Annotated in this window: 27 protein-coding genes; 15 read left to right on the top strand and 12 right to left on the bottom strand. The window is 69.9% G+C overall.

Features of this window, described 5'->3' with window-relative positions:
- The first annotated feature begins 68 nt into the window (after positions 1-68).
- Genes EVS83_RS06295 through EVS83_RS06285 form a run of 3 tightly spaced genes read left to right on the top strand, consistent with a single transcriptional unit; the run spans position 69 to position 2,647 of the window.
- The gene (locus EVS83_RS06295; RefSeq protein ID WP_133500185.1) at positions 69-1,409 is read left to right on the top strand and encodes an NAD(P)/FAD-dependent oxidoreductase; all 1,341 of its coding nucleotides are present in this window, start codon (positions 69-71) and stop codon (positions 1,407-1,409) included.
- Entirely contained in the window at positions 1,406-2,389 is a 984-nt protein-coding gene (locus EVS83_RS06290; protein WP_246022798.1) for a chorismate transformation FkbO/Hyg5 family protein, read from the top strand. The genes EVS83_RS06295 and EVS83_RS06290 overlap by 4 nt, the downstream gene beginning before the upstream one ends.
- Before the next feature lie 9 nt (positions 2,390-2,398).
- Complete coding sequence (locus EVS83_RS06285) at positions 2,399-2,647, top strand: hypothetical protein (RefSeq protein WP_133500184.1); 249 nt, start codon at positions 2,399-2,401, stop codon at positions 2,645-2,647.
- Position 2,648: 1 nt separating this feature from the next.
- Here EVS83_RS06285 and EVS83_RS06280 read toward each other — a convergent pair whose 3' ends face one another.
- Positions 2,649-4,226 carry a dipeptide ABC transporter ATP-binding protein gene (locus EVS83_RS06280; protein ID WP_133500183.1) on the bottom strand — a complete coding sequence of 526 codons (1,578 nt, stop codon included), beginning with the start codon at positions 4,224-4,226 and terminating at the stop codon, positions 2,649-2,651.
- Positions 4,223-5,053 (bottom strand): ABC transporter permease, encoded by an 831-nt coding sequence (locus EVS83_RS06275; protein WP_166636822.1) that lies wholly within the window; start codon positions 5,051-5,053, stop codon positions 4,223-4,225. Before EVS83_RS06275 ends, EVS83_RS06280 begins: the two co-directional genes overlap by 4 nt.
- 116 nt (positions 5,054-5,169) lie before the next feature.
- Between EVS83_RS06275 and EVS83_RS06270 the strand changes: the two genes are divergently transcribed.
- From EVS83_RS06270 to hemB, 8 genes are all read left to right on the top strand, one after another.
- Positions 5,170-5,607, top strand: coding sequence for an RrF2 family transcriptional regulator (locus EVS83_RS06270; RefSeq protein WP_133500181.1), 438 nt, complete (start codon positions 5,170-5,172; stop codon positions 5,605-5,607).
- Positions 5,604-5,798 (top strand): YezD family protein, encoded by a 195-nt coding sequence (locus EVS83_RS15625; protein ID WP_166636821.1) that lies wholly within the window; start codon positions 5,604-5,606, stop codon positions 5,796-5,798. The genes EVS83_RS06270 and EVS83_RS15625 overlap by 4 nt, the downstream gene beginning before the upstream one ends.
- An 87-nt stretch (positions 5,799-5,885) precedes the next feature.
- Positions 5,886-7,313, top strand: a complete 1,428-nt coding sequence (locus tag EVS83_RS06260; RefSeq protein ID WP_133500179.1) for an OprO/OprP family phosphate-selective porin — start codon at positions 5,886-5,888, stop codon at positions 7,311-7,313.
- A gap of 17 nt (positions 7,314-7,330) precedes the next feature.
- Positions 7,331-8,332: a sulfate ABC transporter substrate-binding protein gene (locus EVS83_RS06255; RefSeq protein ID WP_133500178.1), complete on the top strand. Its 1,002-nt coding sequence runs from the start codon at positions 7,331-7,333 to the stop codon at positions 8,330-8,332.
- Positions 8,333-8,397: 65 nt separating this feature from the next.
- On the top strand, positions 8,398-9,210 hold the full coding sequence (gene cysT, locus EVS83_RS06250; RefSeq protein ID WP_208108701.1) for a sulfate ABC transporter permease subunit CysT: 813 nt from the start codon (positions 8,398-8,400) through the stop codon (positions 9,208-9,210).
- Between the two features lie 28 nt (positions 9,211-9,238).
- Positions 9,239-10,051, top strand: a complete 813-nt coding sequence (cysW, locus tag EVS83_RS06245) for a sulfate ABC transporter permease subunit CysW (protein WP_133500235.1) — start codon at positions 9,239-9,241, stop codon at positions 10,049-10,051.
- Positions 10,014-11,117 (top strand): sulfate ABC transporter ATP-binding protein, encoded by a 1,104-nt coding sequence (locus tag EVS83_RS16150; protein WP_133500176.1) that lies wholly within the window; start codon positions 10,014-10,016, stop codon positions 11,115-11,117. Before cysW ends, EVS83_RS16150 begins: the two co-directional genes overlap by 38 nt.
- A 217-nt stretch (positions 11,118-11,334) precedes the next feature.
- A complete protein-coding gene (gene hemB / locus EVS83_RS06235; protein WP_133500175.1) occupies positions 11,335-12,327 on the top strand; it encodes a porphobilinogen synthase in 993 nt (330 codons plus the stop codon).
- A 469-nt stretch (positions 12,328-12,796) separates the two neighbouring features.
- Here hemB and EVS83_RS06230 read toward each other — a convergent pair whose 3' ends face one another.
- On the bottom strand, positions 12,797-13,651 hold the full coding sequence (locus EVS83_RS06230) for a TolB family protein (RefSeq protein ID WP_133500234.1): 855 nt from the start codon (positions 13,649-13,651) through the stop codon (positions 12,797-12,799).
- 74 nt (positions 13,652-13,725) lie between these two features.
- On the opposite strand from EVS83_RS06230, the gene aroE reads away from it, so the two are divergent.
- Positions 13,726-14,583: a shikimate dehydrogenase gene (aroE, locus tag EVS83_RS06225; protein ID WP_133500174.1), complete on the top strand. Its 858-nt coding sequence runs from the start codon at positions 13,726-13,728 to the stop codon at positions 14,581-14,583.
- A complete protein-coding gene (locus EVS83_RS06220) occupies positions 14,580-14,843 on the top strand; it encodes a YkgJ family cysteine cluster protein (protein ID WP_133500173.1) in 264 nt (87 codons plus the stop codon). Before aroE ends, EVS83_RS06220 begins: the two co-directional genes overlap by 4 nt.
- On the opposite strand, the gene EVS83_RS06215 is transcribed toward EVS83_RS06220, so the two are convergent.
- Positions 14,840-15,319 (bottom strand): DUF3465 domain-containing protein, encoded by a 480-nt coding sequence (locus EVS83_RS06215; RefSeq protein WP_133500172.1) that lies wholly within the window; start codon positions 15,317-15,319, stop codon positions 14,840-14,842. The two genes, EVS83_RS06220 and EVS83_RS06215, sit on opposite strands and share 4 nt — an antisense overlap.
- Positions 15,320-15,499: 180 nt before the next feature.
- Between EVS83_RS06215 and EVS83_RS06210 the strand changes: the two genes are divergently transcribed.
- Positions 15,500-16,033: a hypothetical protein gene (locus EVS83_RS06210; protein WP_133500171.1), complete on the top strand. Its 534-nt coding sequence runs from the start codon at positions 15,500-15,502 to the stop codon at positions 16,031-16,033.
- A 98-nt stretch (positions 16,034-16,131) separates the two neighbouring features.
- On the opposite strand, the gene EVS83_RS06205 is transcribed toward EVS83_RS06210, so the two are convergent.
- Genes EVS83_RS06205 through EVS83_RS06170 form a run of 8 tightly spaced genes read right to left on the bottom strand, consistent with a single transcriptional unit; the run spans position 16,132 to position 23,911 of the window.
- Positions 16,132-17,439, bottom strand: coding sequence for a DUF58 domain-containing protein (locus EVS83_RS06205; RefSeq protein WP_246022796.1), 1,308 nt, complete (start codon positions 17,437-17,439; stop codon positions 16,132-16,134).
- A 17-nt stretch (positions 17,440-17,456) separates the two neighbouring features.
- Positions 17,457-18,437, bottom strand: a complete 981-nt coding sequence (locus tag EVS83_RS06200) for an AAA family ATPase (protein ID WP_133500170.1) — start codon at positions 18,435-18,437, stop codon at positions 17,457-17,459.
- Positions 18,434-19,561: a DUF4350 domain-containing protein gene (locus EVS83_RS06195; RefSeq protein ID WP_133500169.1), complete on the bottom strand. Its 1,128-nt coding sequence runs from the start codon at positions 19,559-19,561 to the stop codon at positions 18,434-18,436. The genes EVS83_RS06200 and EVS83_RS06195 overlap by 4 nt, the downstream gene beginning before the upstream one ends.
- The gene (locus EVS83_RS06190; protein WP_133500168.1) at positions 19,558-21,087 is read right to left on the bottom strand and encodes a DUF4129 domain-containing protein; all 1,530 of its coding nucleotides are present in this window, start codon (positions 21,085-21,087) and stop codon (positions 19,558-19,560) included. Before EVS83_RS06190 ends, EVS83_RS06195 begins: the two co-directional genes overlap by 4 nt.
- On the bottom strand, positions 21,084-22,100 hold the full coding sequence (locus EVS83_RS06185; RefSeq protein WP_133500167.1) for a stage II sporulation protein M: 1,017 nt from the start codon (positions 22,098-22,100) through the stop codon (positions 21,084-21,086). Before EVS83_RS06185 ends, EVS83_RS06190 begins: the two co-directional genes overlap by 4 nt.
- Positions 22,097-22,810: an RDD family protein gene (locus EVS83_RS06180; protein ID WP_133500166.1), complete on the bottom strand. Its 714-nt coding sequence runs from the start codon at positions 22,808-22,810 to the stop codon at positions 22,097-22,099. Before EVS83_RS06180 ends, EVS83_RS06185 begins: the two co-directional genes overlap by 4 nt.
- On the bottom strand, positions 22,807-23,325 hold the full coding sequence (locus EVS83_RS06175; protein WP_133500165.1) for an RDD family protein: 519 nt from the start codon (positions 23,323-23,325) through the stop codon (positions 22,807-22,809). Before EVS83_RS06175 ends, EVS83_RS06180 begins: the two co-directional genes overlap by 4 nt.
- A 49-nt stretch (positions 23,326-23,374) precedes the next feature.
- Positions 23,375-23,911 (bottom strand): gamma carbonic anhydrase family protein, encoded by a 537-nt coding sequence (locus EVS83_RS06170; RefSeq protein WP_133500164.1) that lies wholly within the window; start codon positions 23,909-23,911, stop codon positions 23,375-23,377.
- Between the two features lie 44 nt (positions 23,912-23,955).
- Between EVS83_RS06170 and EVS83_RS06165 the strand changes: the two genes are divergently transcribed.
- On the top strand, positions 23,956-25,356 hold the full coding sequence (locus EVS83_RS06165; RefSeq protein WP_133500163.1) for a coniferyl aldehyde dehydrogenase: 1,401 nt from the start codon (positions 23,956-23,958) through the stop codon (positions 25,354-25,356).

Genomic DNA, 25,356 nt, shown 5'->3' with positions numbered 1-25,356 from the left:
CGACGCGACCGCAAGCCGTGAACGGTTCATCTCCGTCGCGACCCGGCGCGCCCGGTATCATCCGGGGCATGAGTGAGGTGCGAAATTCTGCCATCGATGCCCCCGCGGCGTGTGATGTGCTCGTCGTAGGCGGTGGTCCGGCCGGAAGTACGGTGGCGACCCACCTGGCCCGAGCGGGATGGTCGGTGGTGATGCTGGAGAAGGCGGCGCATCCGCGCTTCCACATCGGCGAATCGCTGCTGCCCATGAACATGCCGATCCTCGAACGCCTGGGCGTGCTCGACAAGGTGCGCGAGATCGGCGTGCTCAAGCGCGGCGCGGACTTCCCGGTCGAAGGCGGCCGCTACAACGTCTTCCACTTCGACCACGCGCTGCGCGGCAGCAGCGAGTTCGCGTTCCAGGTGAAGCGCGAGGAGTTCGACCAGATCCTGTTCGAACACGCGCGCGAGGCGGGCGTCGACGCGCGCGAGAACACGAAAGTGTCGAAGGTCGAGTTCGGCGACGATGGTCGCCCCGTGCGCGTGCATGCCAGCGGCCCGGACGGCGCCTACACGCTGCGCCCGAAGCTGCTGGTCGACGCGACCGGCCGCGACACGCTGCTCGGCGGCGCGCTCAAGCTGAAGAAGCGCAACGACCGCCACCAGTCGGCGGCGGTGTTCAGCCACTACCGCGGTGTCACGCGCCGCGAAGGGCCGGACGCCGGCAACATCACGATCTATCGCCACGCGCACGGCTGGATGTGGTTCATCCCGCTGCGCGACGATGTCATGAGCATCGGAGCGGTCTGCTCGCCGGAGTACCTGAAGGACCGTGGCGGCGACAGCGAGGCGTTCCTGATGCGCACGATTCTTTCCGTGCCGGAAGCCGCCGAGCGCATGGCCGGCGCGGAGCGCGTCGCGCCCGTGCACGCCACCGGCAACTACGCCTACGAATGCACGCGCATGCACGGACCGGGCTGGCTGATGGTCGGCGACGCCTACGCGTTCGTCGATCCGATGTTCTCGTCGGGCGTCTTCCTCGCCATGCACAGCGCGGACCAGGGTGCGAAGGCCGCCGACGCCGCGCTGCGCGAGCCCGCGCGCGAAGCCTCGATCTTCAAGGCGCTGCAGAAGGAATTCGACACGGGCATCGACGAGTTCAAGTGGTTCATCTACCGCTTCACCTCGCCGACGATGAAGCACCTGTTCGCGAATCCGCGCGACGTCATCGGCGTCGAGCGCGCGGTGGTGTCGATGCTCGCCGGCGACGTGTTCCGTGCGCCTTCGGTGGTGTGGCGCCTGCGCATCTTCCGGCTGATCTACGCGTTGACCGCGTTGTCGATGGCGCGCACGGCGGTGCGCAACTGGTTCGCGCGGCGTCGCCAGGCGCGCATCGGCTTCGAAGGCGACACGCTGCAGGGCGCGCCATGACGCTGCCGCTGTCCGTGGGCGCGCCCGCGCTGTCGATGTCCTATTCGCACGAGTCGCTGGACGCGCTGCTCGCATCGCCCGACGTGCTCGCCGTCGTCGCGTTCGGTGCGAATGCACCGACCTCCGACGACCCGCGCCTGATCCGCGTCGCGCTGGAGCCGCTGGGCGACGCGCCGTTCGAGGTATGGCGCACGTCGGGGCACGTCGCGGCCGGTCGCATCGACGATCTCGCCTACGCACACGACGGCACGCTGCTCGTCGCCGCGATGGACGTACCGGAAGTCGATGGCGACATCCGCGCCGCCGCCGAGCACGCGTATGCCGCGCTGCGCAGGCGCACCGCCGAGCTCGGCTATCCGCATCTGCTGCGCATCTGGAACTACCTCGACGACATCACCGTCGGCGAGGGCGACGAAGAACGCTACAAGCATTTCTGCGTCGGTCGCGCCGACGGACTCGGCGAAGCGTTGTCGACGGCGACGTTGCCGGCGGCGACCGCGATCGGCCGCGTGCGTTGCACCGGGCGCCTGCAGGTGTACTGGCTCGCGTCGCGCATGGCGGGCACGCCGCTGGAAAATCCGCGTCAGGTCAGCGCCTACCGCTACCCGCGCCAGTACGGGCCGCAGCCGCCGAGTTTCGCGCGCGCCATGCTGCCGCCGGCGCCGATGCCGCTGCTTCTCTCGGGGACCGCGGCGATCCGCGGCCACGAATCGCTGCACGCCGACTGCCCGGACGCGCAGCTCGACGAAACGCTGGAGAACATCCGCGCGCTCGTCGGCGTCGCGCGCACGCGTCGACCCGACCTCGCGCCGCAGCTCGGCGCGGAAACGCTGCTCAAGGCCTACGTGCGTGAGGCGGACGAGATCGCGCAGGTCGATGCCGGCCTCGCCGCGCGTGCGCCCGACGCACCGCGCGTGGTGCTGCATGCACGCGTATGCCGGCGCGAACTACGCCTCGAAATCGACGGCTGCCACGGGTGAGATGACGCGATGGGATTGATCAGCCTCTTGTGGGGCGTCGGCATGCTGCTGTGGATGCTGCTGGCGCTCATTCCGCTGCTGGGCGCGATGAACTGGCTGGTGATTCCGTTTGCCGCGTTCGGCGCGATCCTCGGTGCGATCGGCTTCGCACTAACGCGTCGCGAGAATCGCGGCCGCGCGAAGGCCGGGCTCGTGATCAACCTCGTGGTGATCGTGGTCGCGGTGATCCGCCTGCACCTCGGCGGCGGGCTGTTCTGAACTAGCGCGCGATCGCAGGCCGCGCGCCGAGCAGCGCCTGCGTGTGCGGATGCGTCGGCGCGGCGAGCACGTCGCGCGTCGCTCCGGTTTCCACGATGCGCCCCTGCTCCATCACCGCGATGCGCTCGGCGAGATGCGTCGCGCTGGCGAGGTCGTGGGTGATGAACAACAACGAGAGCTGGCGCTCGCGCTTGAGGCGATCGAGCAGGTTGAGGATCGACAGCCGGTGATGCGCATCGAGCGCGGACACGGCTTCATCGCAGAGCAGTAGCGCGGGATCGTTCGCGAGCGCACGCGCGATCGCGATGCGCTGGCGCTGCCCGCCGGAGAACTGGTGCGGGTGGCGATCGAGCATCGAGGCGTCGAGGCCTACGTCGTGCAGCAGCGCGGCCGCGCGCTCGCGCATCGCCTTCGCATCGCCCATGCCGTGCAGCCGTAGCGGCTCGGTGACGAGATCGAGTACGCGCATTCGCGGATCCAGCGACGCATACGGATCCTGGAACACGACGCCGATCGCGCGGCGGACTTCGCGCAGCGCGCGCGGCGTGAGGTTGAGCAGGTCGACGACGCGGCCGTCGTGATGCAGTCGCACCTCGCCCTGCGCGCCGCGCGTCAGACGCAACAGCGCGCGGCCAAGCGAACTCTTGCCGCTGCCGCTCTCGCCGACCAGAGCCAGCGCTTCGCCGCGATGCAGGACCAGATCGACGCCGTCGAGTGCATCGCGCGTGGCGCCGGGATAGCGAAGGCGAAGGCAGCGGGCTTCGAGCACGACGTCGGACGCCGCATCGTTCCGTCGAGTTGCACTCGCATCGACGTCCAGCGACTCGCTAGCCACGAGCTCGCGTGTGTCGGGATGTTGCGGCTGCGTCAGGACGTCGCGCGCGTCGCCCTGCTCCACCACTTCGCCGCGTCGCAGCACCAGCACCTGTTGCGCATGCGCGGCCACCAGCGGCAGGTCGTGGCTGACGAGCAGCACCGCGAGGCTGTCGTCGCGTCGCAGCGTGTCGAGCAGATGCAGGATGTCGCGGGCGATGCGCGCATCGAGTGCGGACGTCGGCTCATCGGCGACGAGCACGCGCGGACGCGTGGCGAGCGCGAGTGCGATCGCAATGCGCTGACGCTGCCCGCCGGAGAACTCGTGCGGATAGCGCCGCAGTGCGGAGGTCGCGTCGGGCACCTGCACGCGGTCGAGCAACGTGCGCGCCTCGACGCTCGCGTCCGCTTTCGCCAGACCGCGCACCACGCGCAACGTTTCGACCAGTTGCGCACCGATACGCTTGAGCGGATGCAGAGAGGCCAGCGGATCCTGCGGCACCCATGCGAGGCCACGGCCGGCGAGCGCGCGATGCGCCGTCGAGCCGAGCGCGATGTCGCGACCGTCGAACGTCAGCGATCCGCGTGCGTCGAGCCCGTGCGGGAGCAGTGCAAGCAACGACTGCACGGTCAGGCTCTTGCCACTGCCGCTCTCGCCGACCAGCGCGGTGCATTCGCCGGCGCGCAGCACGATCGAAGGCAACGCAAGCAGGCGACGGCCACCCGCTTCCACCTCGAGATCGCGCAGCTGCAACAACGTGCTCATGCCGCCGCCTGCGGGCGCGTGCGCACGTCGAGCCAGTCGCGCAGGCCGTCGCCGAGCATCTGGAACGCGGCGAGCGTGGTCACGAGGAAGGCGGCGGGAAACAGCAGCGTCCACGGCGCACTGTCGAGTTCCTGCACGCCGTCGTTGAGCAGCGAACCCCAGCTCGCGCCGGGTTCGTCGATCGACAGGCCGAGGAAGCCGAGGAAGCTTTCGACCAGGATCGCCTGCGGCAGGATCAGGCCGAGGTACACCATCGCCAGCGGCATGAGGTTCGGCACGACGTGCAGGCGCAGGCGCTGGCCGAAGGTCGCGCCCATCGCCTCGGAGGCGAGCACAAAGGGCTCGTTGCGAAGACGCGCGGCTTCCGCTCGCATCACGCGCGCGAAGTCGATCCAGACGTAGCCGCCGATCGCCGCGAGCAGCAGCGTCAGCGACCGATCGAACAGCGTGAGCAGCAGGATGACGACGAGCAGGAACGGAATCGCGCTCACCACGTCCAGCCCGCGCACCATCAGGCGTTCGACGCGCCCGCCGGCAAGGCCCGCGACCGCGCCGTAGGTCAGGCCGATCAGCAGCGCGAGCACGCTCGACAGCACGCCGATGCCCAGCGACAGGCGGCCGCCGGCGAGCGTGCGCGCAAGGACGTCGCGACCGATCGCATCGGTGCCGAAGCCGTGGCGCGCGACACCGGGCGCCACCGACAACGCGTCCCAATCGGGCGTCTGTGCATCGAACGGCAGCAGCCACGGCCCGATCGTGCACACGAGCGCCAGCACGCCGAGGACGACGAGACTGACGCGGACCAGCGGCGGGAACGGGGAACGCACGGCGCCATCGTAACGGCCCGGGCAAGGCGTCATGCCGGCCGGGCATGAGGTGATGCTTCGCCGCCCTTTCCGCCCGCGGGCGCGCCTCGGCAGATTTCCCACATGGTGACTGGGAAATGCTGACGATGAAGGCCAAGTACGCGCTGCGCGCCCTGAGCGCGCTCGCGCAGGCGGACGGCGCGCGGCTTCAGGCGCGGGCGCTCGCCGAGCGCAGCGGCACGCCGGAGAAATTCCTCGAGGCCATCCTGGTCGAGCTGCGCGATGCCGGGCTGGTCGAGAGCCGTCGCGGTCCGGCCGGCGGGCATGCGCTCGCGCGGCCGGCAACGCAGATCATGCTCGGCGACGTCATCCGCGTGATCGACGGCCCGCTCGCGCCGGTGCGCTGCGCCAGCGTCACCGCCTACCGCGCCTGCCCCGAATGCCCCGAGCCCGAGGCCTGCGCCTTGCGCGCCGTCATGCGCGACGCCCGCGACGCACTGTCGAACGTGCTCGACGCGGTGAGCGTCGGCAGCCTCGCGGCGAACGACGCCCGCACGCTGGAGATCCCCGCATGAGCACCACGCCCTTTCCGCACGCGACGCCACGGCGCGATCCGCCACGCCTCGCCATTCCCGTCACCGAAGCCGAGGAAGCCGTGCTCGCCGCGTTGCGCGAGCTGCATTTCGGCTCGGTGGAAGTCGTCGTGCACTCTGATCGCATCGTCCAGATCACGCGCAGCCAGAAGCTGCGGGTGGACGGACGCTGACCCCATACGCGCCGACCGGACCACCGGACGCGCGACCACGAACGTTCGACGCGCACCGCGCGCGAAACCACCCCAACGGAACGCCTCATGACCGCACGTCCCACCCTCCTCGCCGTCGCGTTGCTCGCCGCCGCAAGCGTCGCCCATGCGCAGCAATCCCCGCCCACCGTCGACCAGCTGGCCGAGCGCCTGCGCGTGCTCGAACATAAGCTCGGCGTGTCGGCCGATGCGCCATCTGCCGATGCCTCCGGCGCGTCGGTCGCCGACCTCGACCAGCGCCTCAAGGTGATCGAGCGCCAGCTCGAACTGCAGGCCGAGGACGCCGCCAACAAGGCCGCGAGCGCGTCGACGCTCACCGTCAGCGCAGCGAAGGGCGTCTCGTTCAAGTCGCCCGCCGCCGACGGCGTCGAAGTAAAGCTGCGCGGCCTCGTGCAGGGCGACGCGCGCGCGTGGATCGACGACAAGGCGCTGCCGCAGAACGACGGCTTCCTGCTGCGCCGCGTGCAGCCCATCCTTGAAGGCCAGTTCGGCAAGCTGGTCGGCTTCCGCGTCATGCCGGAATTCGCCGGCGACAGCGCGACGATCGCCGACGCCTACATCGACTTGAAGTTCGACCCGCGCGCGACGGTGCGCGCCGGCAAGTTCAAGGCGCCGATCGGGCTGGAACGCCTGCAGTCCTCGGGCGCGACGACGTTCATGGAACTCGGCTATCCGTCCGAGCTCGCACCCAACCGCGACTTCGGCGCGCAGCTGCAGGGCGAGTTCACCAGCGGGCTGACGTATGCCGTCGGCGCCTTCAACGGCGCGCCGGACGGCCGCGACGCGCCGACGTCGAACAATCCGGACTCCAAGATCGAGTACGCCGGCCGCGTGTTCTGGGAACCGTTCCGCGAGGACGCGAGCGCATTGTCCGGCCTCGGCTTCGGCATTTCCGCGAGCACGGGCGACGCCGTCGGCACCGGCTCCAACGTGCTTCCGCGCTACCGCACGCCGGGCCAGGTGCAGTTCTTCGGCTACCGCGCCGCGGTGCTCGCGAACGGCGAACGTCGGCGCTGGTCGCCGCAGGCGTACTACTACAACGGCCCGTTCGGGCTGCTCGGCGAGTACATCGAGTCGAAGCAGGATCTGCGCGTCGGCGCGACGTCGGCCACGCTCGACAACCGCGCCTGGCAGCTCGCCGCGAGCTGGGTGCTCACGGGCGAGGACGCGTCGTATCGCGGCGTAACGCGCCCTAGCCATCCTTTTAACGTCGGTGGCGCAGGCTTCGGTGCTGTGGAACTCGCGGCGCGCATCGGCGCCCTGGAGATCGACGACGACGCCTTCCCGCTGTTCGCCGACCCGAACGCCGCCGCACGCCGCAGCCGTGCGTGGACGCTGGGCGTCAACTGGTACCTGACCCAGAACCTCAAGCTCGTCGCCAACTACTCGGAAGCGGACTTCGATGGCGGTGCCGCCGCCGGCGCCGATCGCGAAACCGAGAAGACCTTCTTCACCCGCGCCCAAGTTTCCTTCTGACCGCAGAGGCCTCCCCCATGAAGACCTTGCTCCGCACCGCCGTGCTCGCCGCGACGCTGATCGCCGGCGCTGCGCACGCCAAAGACCTGCAACTGCTCAACGTGTCCTACGACCCGACGCGCGAGTTCTACGCCGACGTCAACACGCGCTTCGCCGCCGAGTGGAAGCAGAAGACCGGCGAGACGCTCGACATCCGCGCCTCGCATGGCGGCTCCGGCAAGCAGGCGCGTTCCGTCATCGACGGCCTGGAAGCCGACGTCGTGACGCTGGCGCTCGCCGGCGACATCGACCAGATCGCCGCCAACGCCAAGCTCCTGCCCGCGAACTGGCAGACGCGCCTGCCGCACAACAGCGCGCCGTACACGTCGACGATCGTGCTGCTCGTGCGCAAGGGCAATCCGAAGGGCATCAAGGACTGGGGTGACCTGGTGAAGCCGGGCGTGTCGGTGATCACGCCGAATCCGAAGACCTCGGGCGGTGCGCGCTGGAACTATCTCGCCGCGTGGACGTATGCCTCGCAGCAGCTGCGCGATGGCGACAAGGTCGTCGACTGGATGTCGAAGCTGTTCAAGAACGTGCCGGTGCTCGACAGCGGCGCGCGCGGCGCGACGACGACATTCGTCGAACGCGGCATCGGCGACGTGCTGATCGCGTGGGAGAACGAGGCGCTGCTGACGCTTTCGCAGCCGGGCAATGCGGGCAAGTACGAGATCGTCGTGCCGTCGGTGTCGATCCTCGCGGAGCCACCGGTGGCGTGGGTGGACAAGAACGTCGCCAAGCACGGCACGCGCAAGCAGGCCGAGGCCTACCTGCGCTTCCTGTACTCGCCCACCGGCCAGCAGCTCGCGGCCAAGCACTTCTTCCGTCCGATCGACCCCACCGGCGTGCCCGCCGCGGATCTCGCGCGCTTCCCGAAGGTGAAGCTCGTGACCATCGACGGCGCGTTCGGCGGCTGGAAGAAGGCGCAGGCGCAGCACTTCGCCGACGGCGGCTTCTTCGACCGCATCTATCGCCCGTGACGCTCGCGGCCGCCGCGATCGAAGGCCCGACGCCGCGCACGCCCCGACGTGCGCGGCGCTCGCCGCTGCCGGGCTTCGGGCTGAGTCTTGGGCTCGGCATGGCGTGGCTGGGCGCGGTCGTGCTGCTGCCCTTGCTCGCGCTCGCGGTGCGCGCGGCAGGACTGGGACGCGACGGTTGGCTGCGCGCGATCCACGACGAACGCGTGCAGCAGGCGCTGAAGCTGAGCTTCGGTGCGTCGTTCGCGGCGGCGGTGATCACCTCGCTGGCCGGCGTGCTGATCGCCTGGGTGCTGGTGCGGTACCGCTTTCCTGCACGACGCCTGCTCGACGCGCTCGTCGACCTGCCGTTCGCATTGCCGACCGCGGTCGCCGGCATCGCACTCACCGCGATCTATTCGCCTAAAGGTTGGGTCGGCCAGTACGCGGAGTCGCTCGGGTGGAAGATCGCGTACACGCCGATCGGCATCGTGATCGCGCTTGTGTTCATCGGCCTGCCGTTCGCGGTGCGCACGGTGCAGCCGGTGCTGGAAACGCTGGGCCGTGAGCAGGAAGAGGCCGCGGCGTCGCTGGGCGCGTCGCGGTTCACGACGTGGCGTCGCGTCGTTCTGCCCGAAGTGCTGCCCGCCGCACTCACCGGCTTCTCGCTCCCGTTCGCGCGCGCGCTCGGCGAATACGGCTCGGTGATCTTCATCGCCGGCAACCTGCCGTACAAGACGGAGATCGCGCCGCTGCTCATCACGATTCGCCTCGAGGAATACGACTACAACGGCGCGATCGCGATCGCTGCGCTGCTGCTGGTCGCCTCGTTCGTCTGCCTGCTTGCGATCAACGCAATTCCGTCCTTGTTCGCGCACTCGAAGGGAGGCCGCCGTGGCTGAGCGTCATCCCCTCGACGCACCGGCGTGGATGCGCTGGCCGCTGATCCTGCTCGCGTTCGTGCTGATGGCCGCGCTGGTCGTGCTGCCGTTGCTGATGGTGCTGAGCGCGGCGTTCGGTGAAGGCTTCCGCGCGTGGTGGTCGGCACTGACCACCGACGACGCGATCGCGGCGCTGAAGCTCACGCTGTTCACCGCCGGCATCGCGGTGCCGCTCAACGCGGTGTTCGGCGTATTGCTCGCCTGGGCGGTGACGCGCTTCGACTTCCGCGGCAAGCGCGTGCTGCTCGCGCTGATCGACCTGCCGTTCGCGGTGTCGCCCGTCGTCGCCGGTCTCTGCCTCGTGCTGCTGTTCGGTTCGCACGGGTGGTTCGCGTCGTTCCTCGAACAGCACGACCTCAAGATCCTGTTCGCGCGTCCCGGCATCGTGCTGGCCACGTTGTTCATCACGTTCCCGTTCGTCGCGCGCGAGCTGATCCCGCTGATGCAACAGCAGGGCGCGGACGAAGAGCTCGCCGCGCGCTCGCTCGGTGCAGGCGCATGGACGATGTTCCGTCGCGTGACGTTGCCCAACATCAAGTGGGGCCTGCTCTACGGCGTGCTGCTGTGCGCGGCGCGCGCGATGGGCGAGTTCGGCGCGGTGTCGGTGGTGTCGGGCCACATCCGCGGGCTGACCAACACGCTGCCGCTGCACATCGAGATCCTCTACAACGAGTTCGACAGCACCGCGGCGTTCGCCGCCGCGTCGCTGCTGGCCGGCCTCGCCCTCGTCACGCTCATCCTGAAATTCTGGCTGGAGTCCCGCCATGGCGACGCCCTCGCTCGCCCTACCCTTCGCCACTGACCTCGCGCCCGCCGCCGTGAAAACCGCCCGCGCCACCGGCACGCGCCTCACCGTGCGCGGCCTGTCCAAGCATTACGAAGGACTGGCCGCGCTCGACGCCGTCGACCTCGACGTCGGCGCGGGCGAACTCGTCGCGCTGCTCGGGCCGTCGGGTTCCGGCAAGACCACGCTGCTGCGCGTGATCGCCGGCCTGCTGCAGCCGGGCGCCGGCGCCGTGCATTTCGACGACACCGATGCGACGCGACTCTCGTTGCGCGAGCGCGGCGTCGGTTTCGTGTTCCAGCACTACGCGCTGTTCCGGCACATGACCGTCGCCGAGAACATCGCGTTCGGCCTGCGCAGCCGGCCGCGCTCGCGTCGCCCGTCCAAGGCGGACATTGCGCGTCGCGTGCAGGAGCTGCTGGCACTGGTGCAGTTGCCGGAGCATGGCGGTCGCTATCCGGAACAGTTGTCCGGTGGGCAAAAGCAGCGCATCGCCCTCGCGCGCGCGCTCGCGATCGAGCCGCGCGTGCTGCTGCTCGACGAGCCCTTCGGCGCGCTCGATGCGAAGGTGCGCGTCGAACTGCGGCGCTGGTTGCGTCGCCTGCACGAACAGACGGGACAGACCACGCTGTTCGTCACCCACGATCAGGAAGAGGCATTGGAGTTGGCCGATCGCGTGGTGCTGCTGCGCGACGGGCGCATCGAGCAGGTCGGTACGCCGGCGGAGATCTACGAAACACCTGCGTCCGCGTTCGCGTTCGACTTCATCGGTCGCGCGTCGACGATTGATGGCGAAGTGCGCGACGGCCGCTTCGGCGACGGCCACGCGATCGCCGCGCTGCCGACGGACAGCGCGCCGGGTCGCGCGCGCCTGTACTTCCGGCCGCACGACGCGGTACTGGCCGACATGGGGTTCGCCGGGCGCGTGGCCGATATCCGCCGGCTCGCCGGCGTCACCACGGTGGAGGTCGAGCTGGCGCACGGCGGGACGGTGGAGGTGGACGTCGCCAACGATGTCGCGGTGCCGGAGCGGGGTGCGGCGGTGCATGTGAAGCCGCGACGGTACGGGGTGTTTGCGTACTGAGGTGTCGGCGTGCGCGCTGCAGGGATGGCGACGCACCGGATCCCTTAGCGCATTCGATTCCGCGTACCGGATCGTCCGGGCTTGGCGCAAGCCGTACGCCGTCGAGAGGCGGCCGCCACCGGCGGCAAGGGCGACAACGCTACGCCAGCGCGTCGTCCCGGCGCGTTCAGCGATCCCTAGGCGGGTGCCTCCGCGGCGGGAGCGTAATCTGGCCGCCATGAGCTACCCCTACGTGCGACCGCGGCGGATGCGCCGCGACGATTTCTCGCGCCGCCTGATGCGCGAGACGGTTGTCACCGCGAACGACCTGATCTACCCCGTCTTCGTCCACGAGCTGTCCGGCCGCGCGCCGGTGGCCTCGATGCCGGGCGTCGAGCGGCTGTCGGTCGACGAACTGCTGCACGTCGCCGAACAGGCCGTCGAGCTGCGCATTCCGGCGCTCGCGCTGTTCCCGGTCACCGCGCCCGAAGCGAAGTCGCTCGACGCGGCCGCTGCGTGGGACGACGAGGGCCTCGTGCAGCGCGCCGTGTTCGCGCTCAAGTCGCGCTTCCCCGAGCTCGGCGTGATCACCGACGTCGCGCTCGATCCGTACACGTCGCACGGTCAGGACGGCCTGATCGACGAGAACGGCTACGTGCTCAACGACGAGACCGTCGACGCGCTCGTCAAGCAGGCGCTGAGCCATGCGCGTGCGGGCGCCGACATCGTCGCGCCCAGCGACATGATGGACGGCCGCATCGGCGAGATCCGCGCCGCGCTGGAAATGGACGACCACATCCACACGCGCATCCTCGCCTACAGCGCGAAGTACGCAAGCGCGTTCTACGGCCCGTTCCGCGACGCCGTCGGCAGCGCGACGGCGCTCGGCAAGGCCGACAAGAAGACGTACCAGATGGACCCCGCGAACAGCGACGAAGCACTGCGCGAAGTCTCGCTGGATCTCGCCGAAGGCGCCGACATGATCATGATCAAGCCGGGCCTGCCCTACCTCGACATCGTGCGTCGCGTCAAAGACGAATTCGGCGCGCCGACGTTCGTCTACCAGGTGAGTGGCGAGTACGCGATGTTGAAGGCCGCATCGCTCAACGGCTGGCTCGACGAGAAGAAGGTCGCACTCGAAGCGCTGACGTCGATCAAGCGCGCAGGCGCGGACGGCGTGCTGACGTATTACGCGCTCGATGCGGCGCGGTGGATGCGCGAGGACGCGTAAGCCACTCCTCCTGCACATGAGGCCGCCTTCGGGCGGCTTCGTTGTTTGTGGGATCGCACTTCTTTCGGCGCCCGAAGGCGACGACATGATGCGAAACGTAGGAGATGTCGCGCGCTTTGGTCTGCTCTGCACGCCTTGTGCAGCGAGTCAGCGGCACTACGCGCTTCATGCGTGTGACATCGGCAACCGACTCAAAGCGTAAAGGCCCCGAAGGGGCGGCCGACACGACGTCGGCCGTCGCCACCCGAGCCATGGATGGCGAGTGTGGCGATCGCGAGGAGTTAGCCGTCGCGAGCTGTAGATTCGTCGAGAAAGGTGCTTTCTTTGGTTACCTTTCTTTGCACCAGCAAAGAAAGTAACTCGGCCGCGCCAGCGGACGAAACGCCTTTGACCGTGCGAACCGCCACAACACACTATGTCGCCGACGCGCCGCGTCATCGCGCGCATGACGATGCATGCCGCACGGCAATCACCCACAACTCCCATCCCCCCTCACTACCGGCGTCAGCACCCGATAGATATCAAGCTTCCCCGCCTTCGGTGACGGTGCCGCGCCGGTGATCAACATCTCCACCGGACGGTTCCAATCGACCGCCGGCCCGAGCGTCCACGCCTCCTCGGTATTGAACGCCACCGCCATCGGCACGGCGTCGCCATACGCCTTCGCGCGACACGTGGCGACATAGAGGCGGATCGGCTTCGATTCCACATCCGTCGATCGCGCGAACACCAGCCCGTCGCCATCGCCGATCCACGCGCCGTCGAATTCGTCGGCGTCGGTCGCGATCCCCGGGACCGCCTTCGCGTCGACGAATGCCGTGCCGTTCCACGTCGCGACGAACAGATCGTGACGACGCGCGCCGCGTTGTCCGTCGCTCGCGAACAAAAGGCGGCGGCCGTCGCGACTCGGCGTCGGCGCCCATTCGTCGCCCCGCGTGTTGACGCCCGGGCCGAGGTTCTTTGCGGCGCCGATCGCACCGTCGGCCGCGACCGGCGCGCGATAGAGATCATCGCCACCCTGTCCGCCAGCGCGGTTCGAGAAGAAGTACAGCCACCGACCATCGCCACTGAACATCGGATCGAATTCCTTCGCGGGCGTGTTCAGCGCGAGCGGCTCCGCGTTCTGCCAGCGGCCGTCGATGCGATGCGCGCGCCACAGGTCCCAGCCGCCCGACGCGCCCGCGCGATCCGGGCTGCCCCAGACGATCGTCTGGCCGTCCGGGCTCACCGTCGCGCGGATCTCGGTGTCGCGCGTGGAGACCGTGCCGACACCTTCCATGCCCCAGGGCGCGAACGCGGTGCACGGCGTCGCGGCGAACAGCATGGCGAGGGCGACGGCGACGCCGCGGGATCGGTGGTGTACGGTGCGCACGCATGAATTCCGGCAGCCGAGGACCGATGCACCGTAACCGATTCGCCGTGTTCGGCCACCCCGTCGCGCATTCGCGGTCGCCGTTCATCCACGCGGCGTTCGCAGCGCAGTTCGGCATCGATCTCGAGTACACACGCATCGATGCGGCGCCGGACGATTTCGCCGCTGCGGTGCGTCGGTTCGGCGACGAAGGCGGCCGCGGCGCGAACGTGACGCTGCCGCACAAGATCGCCGCGGCCTCGCTGTGCACGGTGCTCGGCGATCGCGCGGCGCAGGCCGGTGCGGTAAACACGCTGGTGCGGCTCGATGCCGACGGTGCGGCGCGCTGGTACGGCGACAACACCGACGGCATCGGCCTGGTGCGCGACCTCCGCGATCGCCACGGCGTGATGCTCGACGGTGCGCGCGTGCTGCTGATCGGCGCGGGCGGTGCGGCGGCAGGTGTCGCTCCGGCGTTGCTGGCGGCCGGCGTCGCGGAACTCGGCCTCACCAATCGCTCGCCAGAGCGGGTGATCGCACTGAAGAAGCGACTCGCCTCGCCCCGTGTCGCACTGCAGCCGTGGGGCGGGTGGACCGACCTCGACCGTGACGATCCGCTCTATACGATCGTCATCAACACCACCTCCGCGGCGCGCGATGGCGTGCCGGTCGACTGGCCGCTGCCGCGCGGACTGCACACGAAGTGGACCGCGGTCGATCTCGGCTACGGCGAGGCCGCTCGGCCATTCCTCGAGGCCGCGCAGCACGCGGGCGCAACGGTCGGGATCGACGGCCTCGGCATGCTGGTCGAACAGGCCGCCGAGAGCTTCCGTCTGTGGCACGACGTCATGCCCGACACCGCACCGGTGTACGACGCGTTGCGCGAAGGTCGCGACCTGCGATGAGCGCGGTCCCCTGTCGCGCCGGCTGCGCGGCCTGCTGCATCGCGCCGTCGATCAGCTCGCCGATTCCGGGCATGCCGCACGGCAAGCCTGCGGGCGTGGCCTGCGTGCAACTCGACGAGCAGCTCCGCTGCCGCCTGTTCGACGATCCGCGTCGACCGGCCGTGTGTGCGTCGCTGCGGCCGTCGCCGTCGATGTGCGGCGTCGATCGCGACGACGCGCTACGGATGCTCGTGCACCTCGAAAGGGCGACCGCGCCCTAGTCGTAGGTGCGACCGCGCCAGCGCAGCCAGCCGTCGCGGTGCGTGCCATGCGGATCGCGATGCGTCCAGTGCAGCGCGCCGCCTTTCTCGTTCCACACGTAATCGCCGCGGAATTCGACGAGGTCGCCCGCTGCGAGCCCATCCAGCCGCGGTGCGAGGGCGATGTTGTGCGCGACCAGCACCGTGGTGCCGTCGTCGAGCTGCATCAGGAAGCGCTGGTGGGGATTGCCTTCGCGGTCGTCGGGCAGCACGCGCAGCACACGGCCGCGGCCGTCGACCGGGGCGTCCTGCGCGTGGCTGCGGACGGCCGCGAGGATCGACTCGTCGTCGCGTGCGGGGGCGGACGAGCCGATCGGCGTTCGCGGCGTATTGGAGGTCGGCGCATCGTACGGCGCTCGCGATGTTGGCCCGCGCGCGGCGAGCCACGCGGCACCGATGGCGAGCAACAGCGTGATGACGGTCGCAGGTCGACGCATCGTAATCTCCGGTCAACGCGATCGGCGTGCGTAAACGGCCCGCCCTGCGACGCATCGTGCCATCGTCCACAGCATCTTGTTCACGCTCACGGCCGCACAATGCGCGCGCCGCCCGTGGCGGCCTTCTACACACAGGGGACCTGGCCGACCGGCCGTCATGGCCATTCCCCGAGGATTGAAATGCACGATCGCCCCCAATCGCTGCGCGCCGTCAACCCGCTGGACCGCGTGATCGACATCGATCCGTCGTGGCTCGACTTCGGCCCGGACGATCCGCTCGACGCCGCCCGCTGGATCAATCCCTGCGCGGCCTGTGGCGAGGAGCCGCCGCTCGAGTTCAACGGCGAGCGCTGGCAGGTGACCTGCAGCTGCGGGCAGTGCGGCACGCCGGGCCAGCTCGCCGCGATCGCCGCGGTGAACTGGAACAAGTCGCCGCTGTCGCGCCATCCGCATTACGAGACGCTGCCTTTCTTCGCGCTGCAGGGCCTCTCGGTGCCGCGCGCGCGCGAGAAGCTGGTGCGCATCCGCGAATACCTTGAAGAGCAGAAGCGCCGCTGCGAGCGACGCATCCGCGAGCGCGAACCGTTCGGCCATCGCTACTTCCAGCGCATCCGCGCATACCTGGCGTGGGCGATCTACGCGCAGGGCCTGCTGCGGGAAACCGAGAACGCGCTGTTCGACGACGTCGCACAAACCGCGCCGCGCGTCGCCTGAGGCCACCAGCGGCGGACGTGCATTGCGTCGATCCCGACGCACGCTCATTGCTTTAGACCGCGAACCGCCCGCAGCATGACCGCCGCGGCGCGACTGCGCTAGAGCAGCCCGTCGCGCTTCACCGACAGGTACTTCTCGACCAGCGCCGCCGGCAGCTGGTCGCAGGTGACGTCGAGCACCAGCACCCCGTGGCTGCGCAGCGCATCGTGCGCCTCGGTGCGGCGCGCGAGGTACTGCGCCGTCGCGCCGGCGGTGAGCGCGCCCTGCAGATCACGGACGTCCGCCGCGAGCGTCGTATCGAGCGCCGCTTCGCGCAGGCTCGCGATGCAAACCAGGTGGCGACGCCGCAGCAGATGCACGGCGGCGAGCACGTCGTCCATGTCCTCGTCGCGCAGGTTGGTGACCATCATGACCAGCGAGCGACGCTGCTGGCGCAGCGCGATCTCGGTGGCCGCGGCAAGGAAGTCGGTGGCGACCGGGCGCGGCTGCAGCGCATAGGTCGCGCGCAGAAGGCGATCGATCGCCGCGGCGCCACGCTGCGGGGGCACCCATGCGGTATCGCCACCGCTCGCGAGCAGGCCGACGCCATCGCCCTGTCGCAACGCGAGCCAGGCGACGACGAGCGCGGCGTCGAGCACGTGGTCGAAATGGCTCATCGCATCGTCGCGCGCGAGCAGGCGGCGGCCGGTGTCGAGCATCAGCACGACCTGCTGGTTGCGCTCGTCCTGGTACTCGCGCGAGATCAGGCGACGCGTGCGTGCAGTGGCCTTCCAGTCGATCTGCCGCATCGAATCGCCGACGCGGTAGTCGCGCATCTGGTGGAAATCGGTGCCTTCGCCGCGACGCCGCTTGATGTGCGCACCGACGAGGCGTGACGCCTGGTCCGCACTGAACATCGCGAACTTCGCCAGCGGCGCGAAGTTGGGGAACACCCGCACCGCCTGCGCACGCCCGATCACGACATCGCGCCACAGCAGGCGCCACGGCGACCGCAGGCGCAGCTGCACGCCCTCGAAGCCGAAATCGCCGCGCTCCTGCGGCGTGAGCGCGTACTCGATCGAGGTCTCGACACCGCGACGCAGCTCGACACGCCGCGGAAGATCGCGCACGCGCCAGCCGCCCGGATGCAGGTCGAACACGTCGGCGGCTATGCGACGCGGCGCTATGTCGTCGAAGTGCAGCGTCACCGCCGTCTCGACGCCGACCGGCCACGTTTCCGGCATCTCGCGGCGCACGTTCGGCGGCCGCAGGCCCAGCAGGCGCAGCGCGTCGACCGCAACGACCACTGCGATCGCGACACCGGCCCACAGCCACGCCGCGCGCTCGACGTACCCGAACACCACCGGCACGCCGATCGCCGACCACGCGGCGAGCAGCACGAACAGCGGCGTCGCAGGACGCGGCACGCGGGTGCGCGACGAATTCACTGGCGCGGCGCTTCCACGCGTGCGAGCAGCGCCTTGAGCACGGTGTCGGTGGACTGGCCTTCGAGCTGCAGCTCCGGCGACAGGCCGATGCGATGGCGCAGCGCCGGCAGCGCGACTTCGCGCACGTCGTCGGGCGTAACGAAGTCACGGCCGGCGAGCACCGCCTGGGCACGCGCGCAACGCACCAGCGCGATCGAGCCGCGCGGGCCGGCGCCGAGCGCGATGCCGGCCCAGTCGCGCGTGCTCGCGGCGATGCGCACGGCGTAATCGACGATCGCGTCGTCGACGTGCAGCTGAGCGGTCGCGTTCTGCATGGCGACGATGTCGTCCGGGCCGAGCACGCGCGGCACGCTGGAGAGATCGAACGTGCTCGCGGCGCCACGGCTGACGTCGGCGACCATGCGCACTTCATCGGCGCGCGACGGATAGCCGATCAGCACCTTGAGCAGGAAACGGTCGAGCTGCGCTTCCGGCAGCGGATACGTGCCTTCGTGTTCGAGCGGGTTCTGCGTGGCGAGCGCCATGAACGGCGGCGGCAGCTGGAAACTCTGGCCTTCGATGGTGACCTGTCGTTCGGCCATCGCTTCGAGCAACGCGGCCTGCGTCTTCGCCGGTGCGCGGTTGATCTCGTCGGCGAGCAGCAGGTTGGTGAACACCGGGCCGCGGCGGATCGAGAACGTCTCCGTCTTCGGATCCCACACGGCGTGGCCGCTGATGTCGCTGGGCATCAGGTCGGGCGTGAACTGCACGCGCGCGTGCTGGCAGTCGATGGCCTGTGCGAGCGCGCGCACCAGCAGCGTCTTGCCGAGGCCGGGCACGCCCTCGATGAGCACGTGGCCGCCGGCGAGCAGCGCGACGAGGATCTGCTCCAGCACATCGGGCTGGCCGATGAAGGCGCCGGACACCGCGTCCCGCAGGCGCGATGCGGCCTCGGCGAGGGCGTCGCCGGTGAGCGGAGTGGCAGCGGTATCGGTCATAGCCGGTTTCTCATGCGGACAAGGGTGGCGATGCGGGTCGCGAGCGCTTTCGCGTCGCGTGGATCGGGCGGTGTGAGGGCGTCGATGACCTGCGCATGCGGCAGGCCGGTGCGTTCGACGAGGCGCAACGTCTGCGCCTCGCCCTGCAGCGCGGCGGCCTGCGGATCGCGTCGGCGCAGGCGCGCCTGGAAGGCGTCGAGCAGCGCGGCGTACAGCGCGTCGGCGCGGCCGTAACGCCACTGGTGCTGGCCGCTGGCGGCGACATGCTCCAGCAGCGAGCGACGCTCCAGCGTCGGCGACGGAATCAACGGGCCGAAGTGACGCATGCGCGCCCACATCCAGCCCGCGAGCAGCAGCGCCAGCGGCAGCCAGACCGGCCAGCCGCGGCTCACCAGCGTCATCCACAGCGACGGCATGTCGCTGCTGTGCACGAGGTGCACGACGCCGTGCGCATCGCCACCGCTGATTAGCTGGTGCGCGAACGCGGCGTTCGTGCGTTGCTCGAGGCGATCGGTGTCGACGAATTCCAGCGAGCCGACGACATCGACGCTGCCCGCGCCGACGCGTACGCGCGCCAGCACGTCGCCCTCGTCGTCGCCGATGCGCTGCGCGGTGCCGGGCGGGACGTCGAAGCGACGCGTGCCGCAGAGCGTGTAGATCGCGGTATCGCCGTCACCGATGCAGCCGCCGGTGCCGCGACGCATGCGCACGCCGATCTCGTCGAGCAGCGGCACGCCGACATGCGTCGCATCGCGATGGGTGAATACGTCGAGCGCGGCATCGGGCGCCGGCAGCGCAACGATGAGATGGCCGCCGCGGCGCACCCAGTCGAGCAGCGCGCGACGCACCGGCGTCGAGATCGCACGGATGTCGCCGTCGTACAGAAGCGTGTCGGTCGGCGCGAGATGCATGGCCTCGGGTGCGAGGCGACGCCAGGCATGCACGCGACGGCCGTCCTTCTCCAGCGCCACGCGCAGGCCGAACAACGGATTCGTCGCCGCCTCGCCCGTGCGCGGCAGGTCGATCCACTCGTCCACACGCTCGTAGGTATGCAGCCACCGCGCGACCACCAGCGCGACGAGCGCCGCGCCGATCGCGATCAGCGGGACATGCAGGCGCTTCATGCCCGCCACCCGAACTGCAGCGCGGCATCGTCGAGCACCGCTTCGAATTCGTCATCGGTGGGCACGCGTTCGGCCCACGCGGCGTACTGCCACAGGCGCACCACGCGTGCGAATGCGCGACGCGGCGATTCCGGCAAGGCCTGCGACGCGCGCAGGCACTGGGCTTCCGTTGCGCCCGGCGGCAGCACGCGATCCGTCGCACCGAGCATGGCCTCGACCGCAGCGCGATACAGCAGCGCCAGCGCGTCGCGCGCATGGCCAGCGGCCCACAGGCGACGCACGCTCGCGACGATGTCGCGCGGCAGCGGCACCGGTTCGGCGACCGCCTGCTCGACCGGCGGCGCCGGCGGTACGCGTGGCTCGCGCACGATCGACTGCAGCGTCGGCCACCAGCGATACAGCAACCAGACGAGCAGCAGCACGAGCGCGCCGGCGATCGCCCACAGCGTGACTTCGCCGATCGACGCGATCGCCTTGCCGATCGCGATGAGCCAGTCCGGCAGGCGCTGCGGCTTCGCCTCGCGCTTTTCCGGATGCTTGGGCTTCCACGTCGACACCTTGCGCTGCGGATGCAGGCGCGGATCCTGATAGGCCTTCTCGACCGCATGCTCGAAGCCGCGCGCGTCGCGGTAGTCGCCGCCGAACGCGCGTTGCAGCATCGAGGTGTCGTGCACGGGCAGCGGGCACTGCGCCATCGTCGAGCGCTCCGCCGCGAACGACAGGCGCGGCGCGAGCAGCACGCAGGCGATCAGTAGCGCCGGGCCGGCGGCGTCGAGCAGCCGCGCGCGCAGTCGGCGGAACGCGAGTTCGATGTCCCAGCCCTCGATCTCGGTGCGGCGGTTGAGGTACTGGCCGAAGCCGCTTCCGACATAGAACGGCTCGAGCACGCTGGTCGCTGCCCACACCAGCCCGTTCTCGATCAGCGTCATCCACGCCGGCGCTTCGCGCATCTGGAGCCAGAGATCCTGGAACGCCGCGCGCACGAACTCGTTGGGGATGAACAGCAGGGCGATGCCGGCAAAGCCGAAGACCAGCGCCGCCTCGAAATTCGCGAACACCAGTAGGCACAGCGACGCGACACCGTAGGCCGGACCGGCGAGCACACGACGTCGCGCACCCGCCTGCGCCGCCGGCCCGCCTTCGAGCACGTCGACCGGCAATAGCAGAGCGCGCGCAGGACTCAGGCGTCGCCACGACAGGTAGCCGATCATCGCGCGGCCACCGCCTCGGAACGCGCCGCGCAACGTCGCGCGCGTGTCCGGCACTTCGCCGAACACCGCGTGCGACAGCACGAACAGCGGCAGGCGGTCGAACACCGGCTTGAGCCACCACATCACGAACATGGCGACGCCGGGATGGCCGAGTGCCCAGCACGCGGCATTGACCAGCACGAACGCCGGCAGCGTGAGCAGCAGCCACGGCCGCCAGATCGCACGCGCGTGGCGACGCACGAGCGCGGTGCCGAGTTCGATCGCCTCCCACGACGAACGCGGGCGCAGCGCGACGGTGAGGTCGTCGATCCTCATGCCTCGGCCTCGTCGATCTCGTCCGGCAGGCGCCCGCGTCCGCCGCGCAGCAACCACAGCGCGACCAGCGACCACAGCACCGCCGCGACCGAATACTTCACCGCCGCCGGCATCCAGCCGATCGACGACCAGAACGCTTCGAGGAATGCGGCGATCACCAGCATCGCGAACACGCCGGCACTGAGCAGCGCGCCGCGCTTGCCCGCCTCGACCAACGCGTCGATGCGACGCCGTTGCCCGGGCATCAGCAGGCGCAGGCCGATCTGCATGCCCGCGCCGCCGGCGATGACGATCGCGGTAAGTTCGAACGACGCATGCCCGCACACGAAGCGCCAGAACGGATCGCCACGCCCCACCGCCTGCAGGTGGCCGGCGACACCACCCATCAGCAACCCGTTCTGGATCAGCACGATGATCGAGCCGATCGCGGCGAGCGCACCGCTGGCGAACGTCTTGAACGCGATCGACACGTTGTTCCAGATGTAGAAGCCGAACATCGCGACGTCGGTGCCGCTGTCGCGGCCGAGCTTGCGCGCGGCGTCGGCCGGGTCGTACATCTGCTCGAACTGCGCGAGCATTTCCGGCGGAAACAGCGCGGACGAAAGATCGGGATCGAACTGGATCGCCGCGTACACGAGCACCGCCGGCACGTACAGCAGCCCCGCGGCGGCGACCATGTAGCGCCATTCCTCGCGCACCAGCCTGGGGAATCCGCCCAGGAAGAAGGCGAGCACGCGTCGCCAGCGCGGCGCCGGCGTGCGGTAGAGCACCGCATGGCCGCGCTGCATGAGCGAGCGCAGCCGCGCCGTCACCTGCGTGCTGTAGCCGCGGCGCGAAGCGAGCGCGAGCTGCTGCGTGATGCGGCGGTACCGCGCGGGAATCTCGCTGTCGGACAGCGTGTAGGCGTCGTACGTGCCGCGTGCGCGACGCGCATTGCCACCGCGCGTGTCGAGCCAGTGCTCGAACGCCTCCCATTCGGCGAGGTGGCGCTCGACGAACGCGTCCTGCTTCATGCGCGACGCCCCAGCAACCAGGCGGCGACTGCGTACAACGCCTCGGACGCGCGCGAGCCGCGTGCGTTCACCAGCGGCGACGCGATGTCGGCGAGTTCGTCACGACGCGCGACCGTCAACACCGGCGCACGCTCGGCGAAGTCGACGATCGCCGCCTGTTCCGCCGGTTGCAGCGGCACGCGCGGTGGATGCGGCGCGACCACGGGCGCCGCGTCGCCGCGCGAATCGGGCACCAGATGCACCACGAGCGAACCGGCGACCATGTCGCCCAGGCGACGTGCGGCGGGATCGGCCAGGCACGACACGAGTCCCAGTGCGTAGCCGAACGGCAGCATGTCGACCACGCGCAGCAGGTTGCGCGCGAACGACGCGCGCCAGCCGATCGGCGCGCCATCGGCGGCGACCACGCGCAGGCCGAGCGCGCGCTTGCCGGGCGAGCGTCCGTCGAACATCACTTCGCAGACGACCGGATAGAACCAGTAGAGCAGGAACGCGACCACCGCCATCGCACCCGCGCCGGCGCCGCCGAGCAGCCCCAGCACCATCGACAGCGCGAACAGCACGGCCATGCGGATCGCGAAGTCGATCAGCCACGCGAGCGCGCGCGGCACCGGCCCAGCGACGGGCAGGTGCAGGGCGACGCCTTCGGGCGTCACCACGTCGTGGTGGGTGTCGAGCAGCGCGACCGCGCGCCGGGCCGCGGGCGTCATTGCGCGGGGACGACGATCGTGTCGGCCATCAGGTCGTGCAGGCAACGGCGCTCGTTGCCGAAGATCCACAGCGCATCGATCAGCCCGAACGGGCCGAAGAAGAACGCGATCAGGAACGGCACGACCGAGCGGATGCCGAAGCTGCGACCGAGCGTCGGATGCGAGCCGTCGCTGCGCAGGATGCGGATACCGACCAGTCGCTTGCCGAGCGTCTGGCCGCGGCGATCGAGCCCGATGATGTTCGCGACGAGCAGCGCGATCAGCAGCAGCGGCGTCGCCAGCGCGAGCGCATAGAAGCCGCGCATGTTCTCGCCGAGCGCGAGGCCCACGATGAGCGGCACGAACGCCAGCAGCACGAACAGCTGATCGAGCAGTCGCGCACCGAGGCGCAACCACCGGCTCGCCGGCACGTACGCAAAGGCTTCGCGCAGCGGCGGCGGCATCGCGACGACGGCCTGCGGCGTCGCGTACGGATTGTGCGCGTCAGGCCGCCCCGTGGCCCACGACTCGTCCATCTTCAAATCCCCTATCCCCCGCCGACGACTCTACCGTCCACGCGCCGCCTCAGCCAGCGCCGAGGTAGTGGTCCTTGAGCCGCACGTAGTGCTGCGCGGAGTAGTACAGCGCTTCGACTTCCGCATCGCTGAGCACGCGCACCATCTTGGCGGGGTTCCCGAGCCACAGCTCGCGCTCGCCGACCACCTTGCCCGGCGGCACCACCGCACCTGCGCCGACGAAGCCGTGCTTCTTCACCACCGCGCCGTCGAGCACGATCGCGCCCATGCCGATCAGCACGGCGTCCTCGATCGTGCAGGCGTGCACGATGGCCTTGTGGCCGATGGTGACGTCGGCGCCGATGCGCGTGGCGAAACCGCCGAGCTTGGCGTGCGGGCCGTCGTGGCTCACATGCACGACGGTGCCGTCCTGGATATTGGTGCGATCACCGATGCGGATGAAGTTGACGTCGCCGCGGATGACCGTGCCCGGCCAGACGGACACGTCGTCGCCGAGCACGACGTCGCCGATGACGGTGGCCGCCTCGTCGACGTAGCAGCGCGCACCGAGGGTCGGAAGGTGTTCGAGGTAGGGTCGGATCGCCATGCGCGGATTGTAGGCTGTCGGCTTCCGCCGCCCGACGCGACCGCATGAACGCGCTGAATCCCGACCTCGCCGCCACGCATGCACGCCTGCTCGCCGCGTGGCGCGCGCGCAAGCCGGACCTCGCGCAGCGACGTGCCGATCTTCATCGCCTGCGCGATGAATTCCGTGCGCGGCAGTCGACGATGGACACCGCGATCCGCGCGGACTTCGGCCATCGCTCGACGCACGAGAACCTGATCGCGGAAACGCTGATCGTGCTCGCCGAGATCGACCACGCACTCGCGCACCTGCGCCGGTGGACGCGTACGCGGAGCGCGAAGGTCGGCTGGCGGCTGTGGCCGGCGCGGGCGCGCGTGCGACCGATGCCGGTCGGCGTGGTCGGCATCATTTCGCCGTGGAATTACCCGGTGAATCTCGCGCTCGTACCGCTCGTGAGCGCGATCGCGGCGGGCAACCACGTCTATCTCAAACCTTCCGAGCACACGCCGCGCACGAGCGAATGGCTGCGCGACCTGCTCGCGGCAGTGTTTCCGGACGATCGCGTCGCCGTGGCGCTTGGTGGCGCCGACGTCGGCGCGGCGTTCGCGTCGCTTCCTTTCGACCACCTGCTGTTCACCGGCTCAACGGCCGTCGGTCGGAAGGTGATGGCCGCGGCCGCACCGAATCTGACACCCGTGACGCTCGAGCTCGGTGGCAAGGCGCCGGCGATCGTGGCGCCCGATTTCGACGTCGCGCTCGCCGCGGCGCGCATCACGACCGGCAAGTGGTTCAACGCGGGACAGACGTGCATCGGCGTCGATTACGCGCTGGTGGATCGCGCGCGCCGCGATGCGTTCGTCGACGCGGTGACGGCGCAACTGCGCGAGCGCTACGGCGAGCAGCTGCGTGGCGATGCCGACTACACGCGCATCATCAACGATGCGCAGTTCGCGCGGCTTCGCGGCTACATCGACGAAGCACGCGCTGCGGGCGCCAAGGTGATCGCGCCGTTCGGCGAGGGCGACGCCGCGACGCGCCTGCTTCCGCCGACGCTGATCCTCGATCCGCCATCGTCGCTGCGCGTCATGCAGGACGAGATCTTCGGACCGATCCTGCCGGTGCTGACGTACGACTCGATCGACGATGCGATCGCGCGCGTCGCCGCACTCGAACGCCCGCTCGCGATGTATCCCTTCAGCACATTGCGCGCGACCATCGAGCGGCTCGTCGACGGCACGCTCGCCGGCGGCGTCACCGTCAACGACACGCTGCTGCATTTCGGCGCGCAGGGCCTGCCGTTCGGCGGCATCGGGCCGAGCGGCATGGGCGCGATCCACGGGCAGGCGGGCTTCGACACCTTCAGCAAGCTGCTGCCGGTGTTCCAGCAGCGCCGTTTCGCCGTCACCGATCTGCTGAAACCGCCGTACGCGAAGCTCGATCGCGTGATTCGCTGGCTGGCGCGTTGA

The sequence above is a fragment of the Cognatilysobacter terrigena genome (assembly GCF_004361065.1).
Lineage (GTDB): Bacteria > Pseudomonadota > Gammaproteobacteria > Xanthomonadales > Xanthomonadaceae > Cognatilysobacter > Cognatilysobacter terrigena.
Note: the sequence above shows the minus strand (reverse complement) of the source record. Positions and strands in the feature narration are given on the sequence as shown.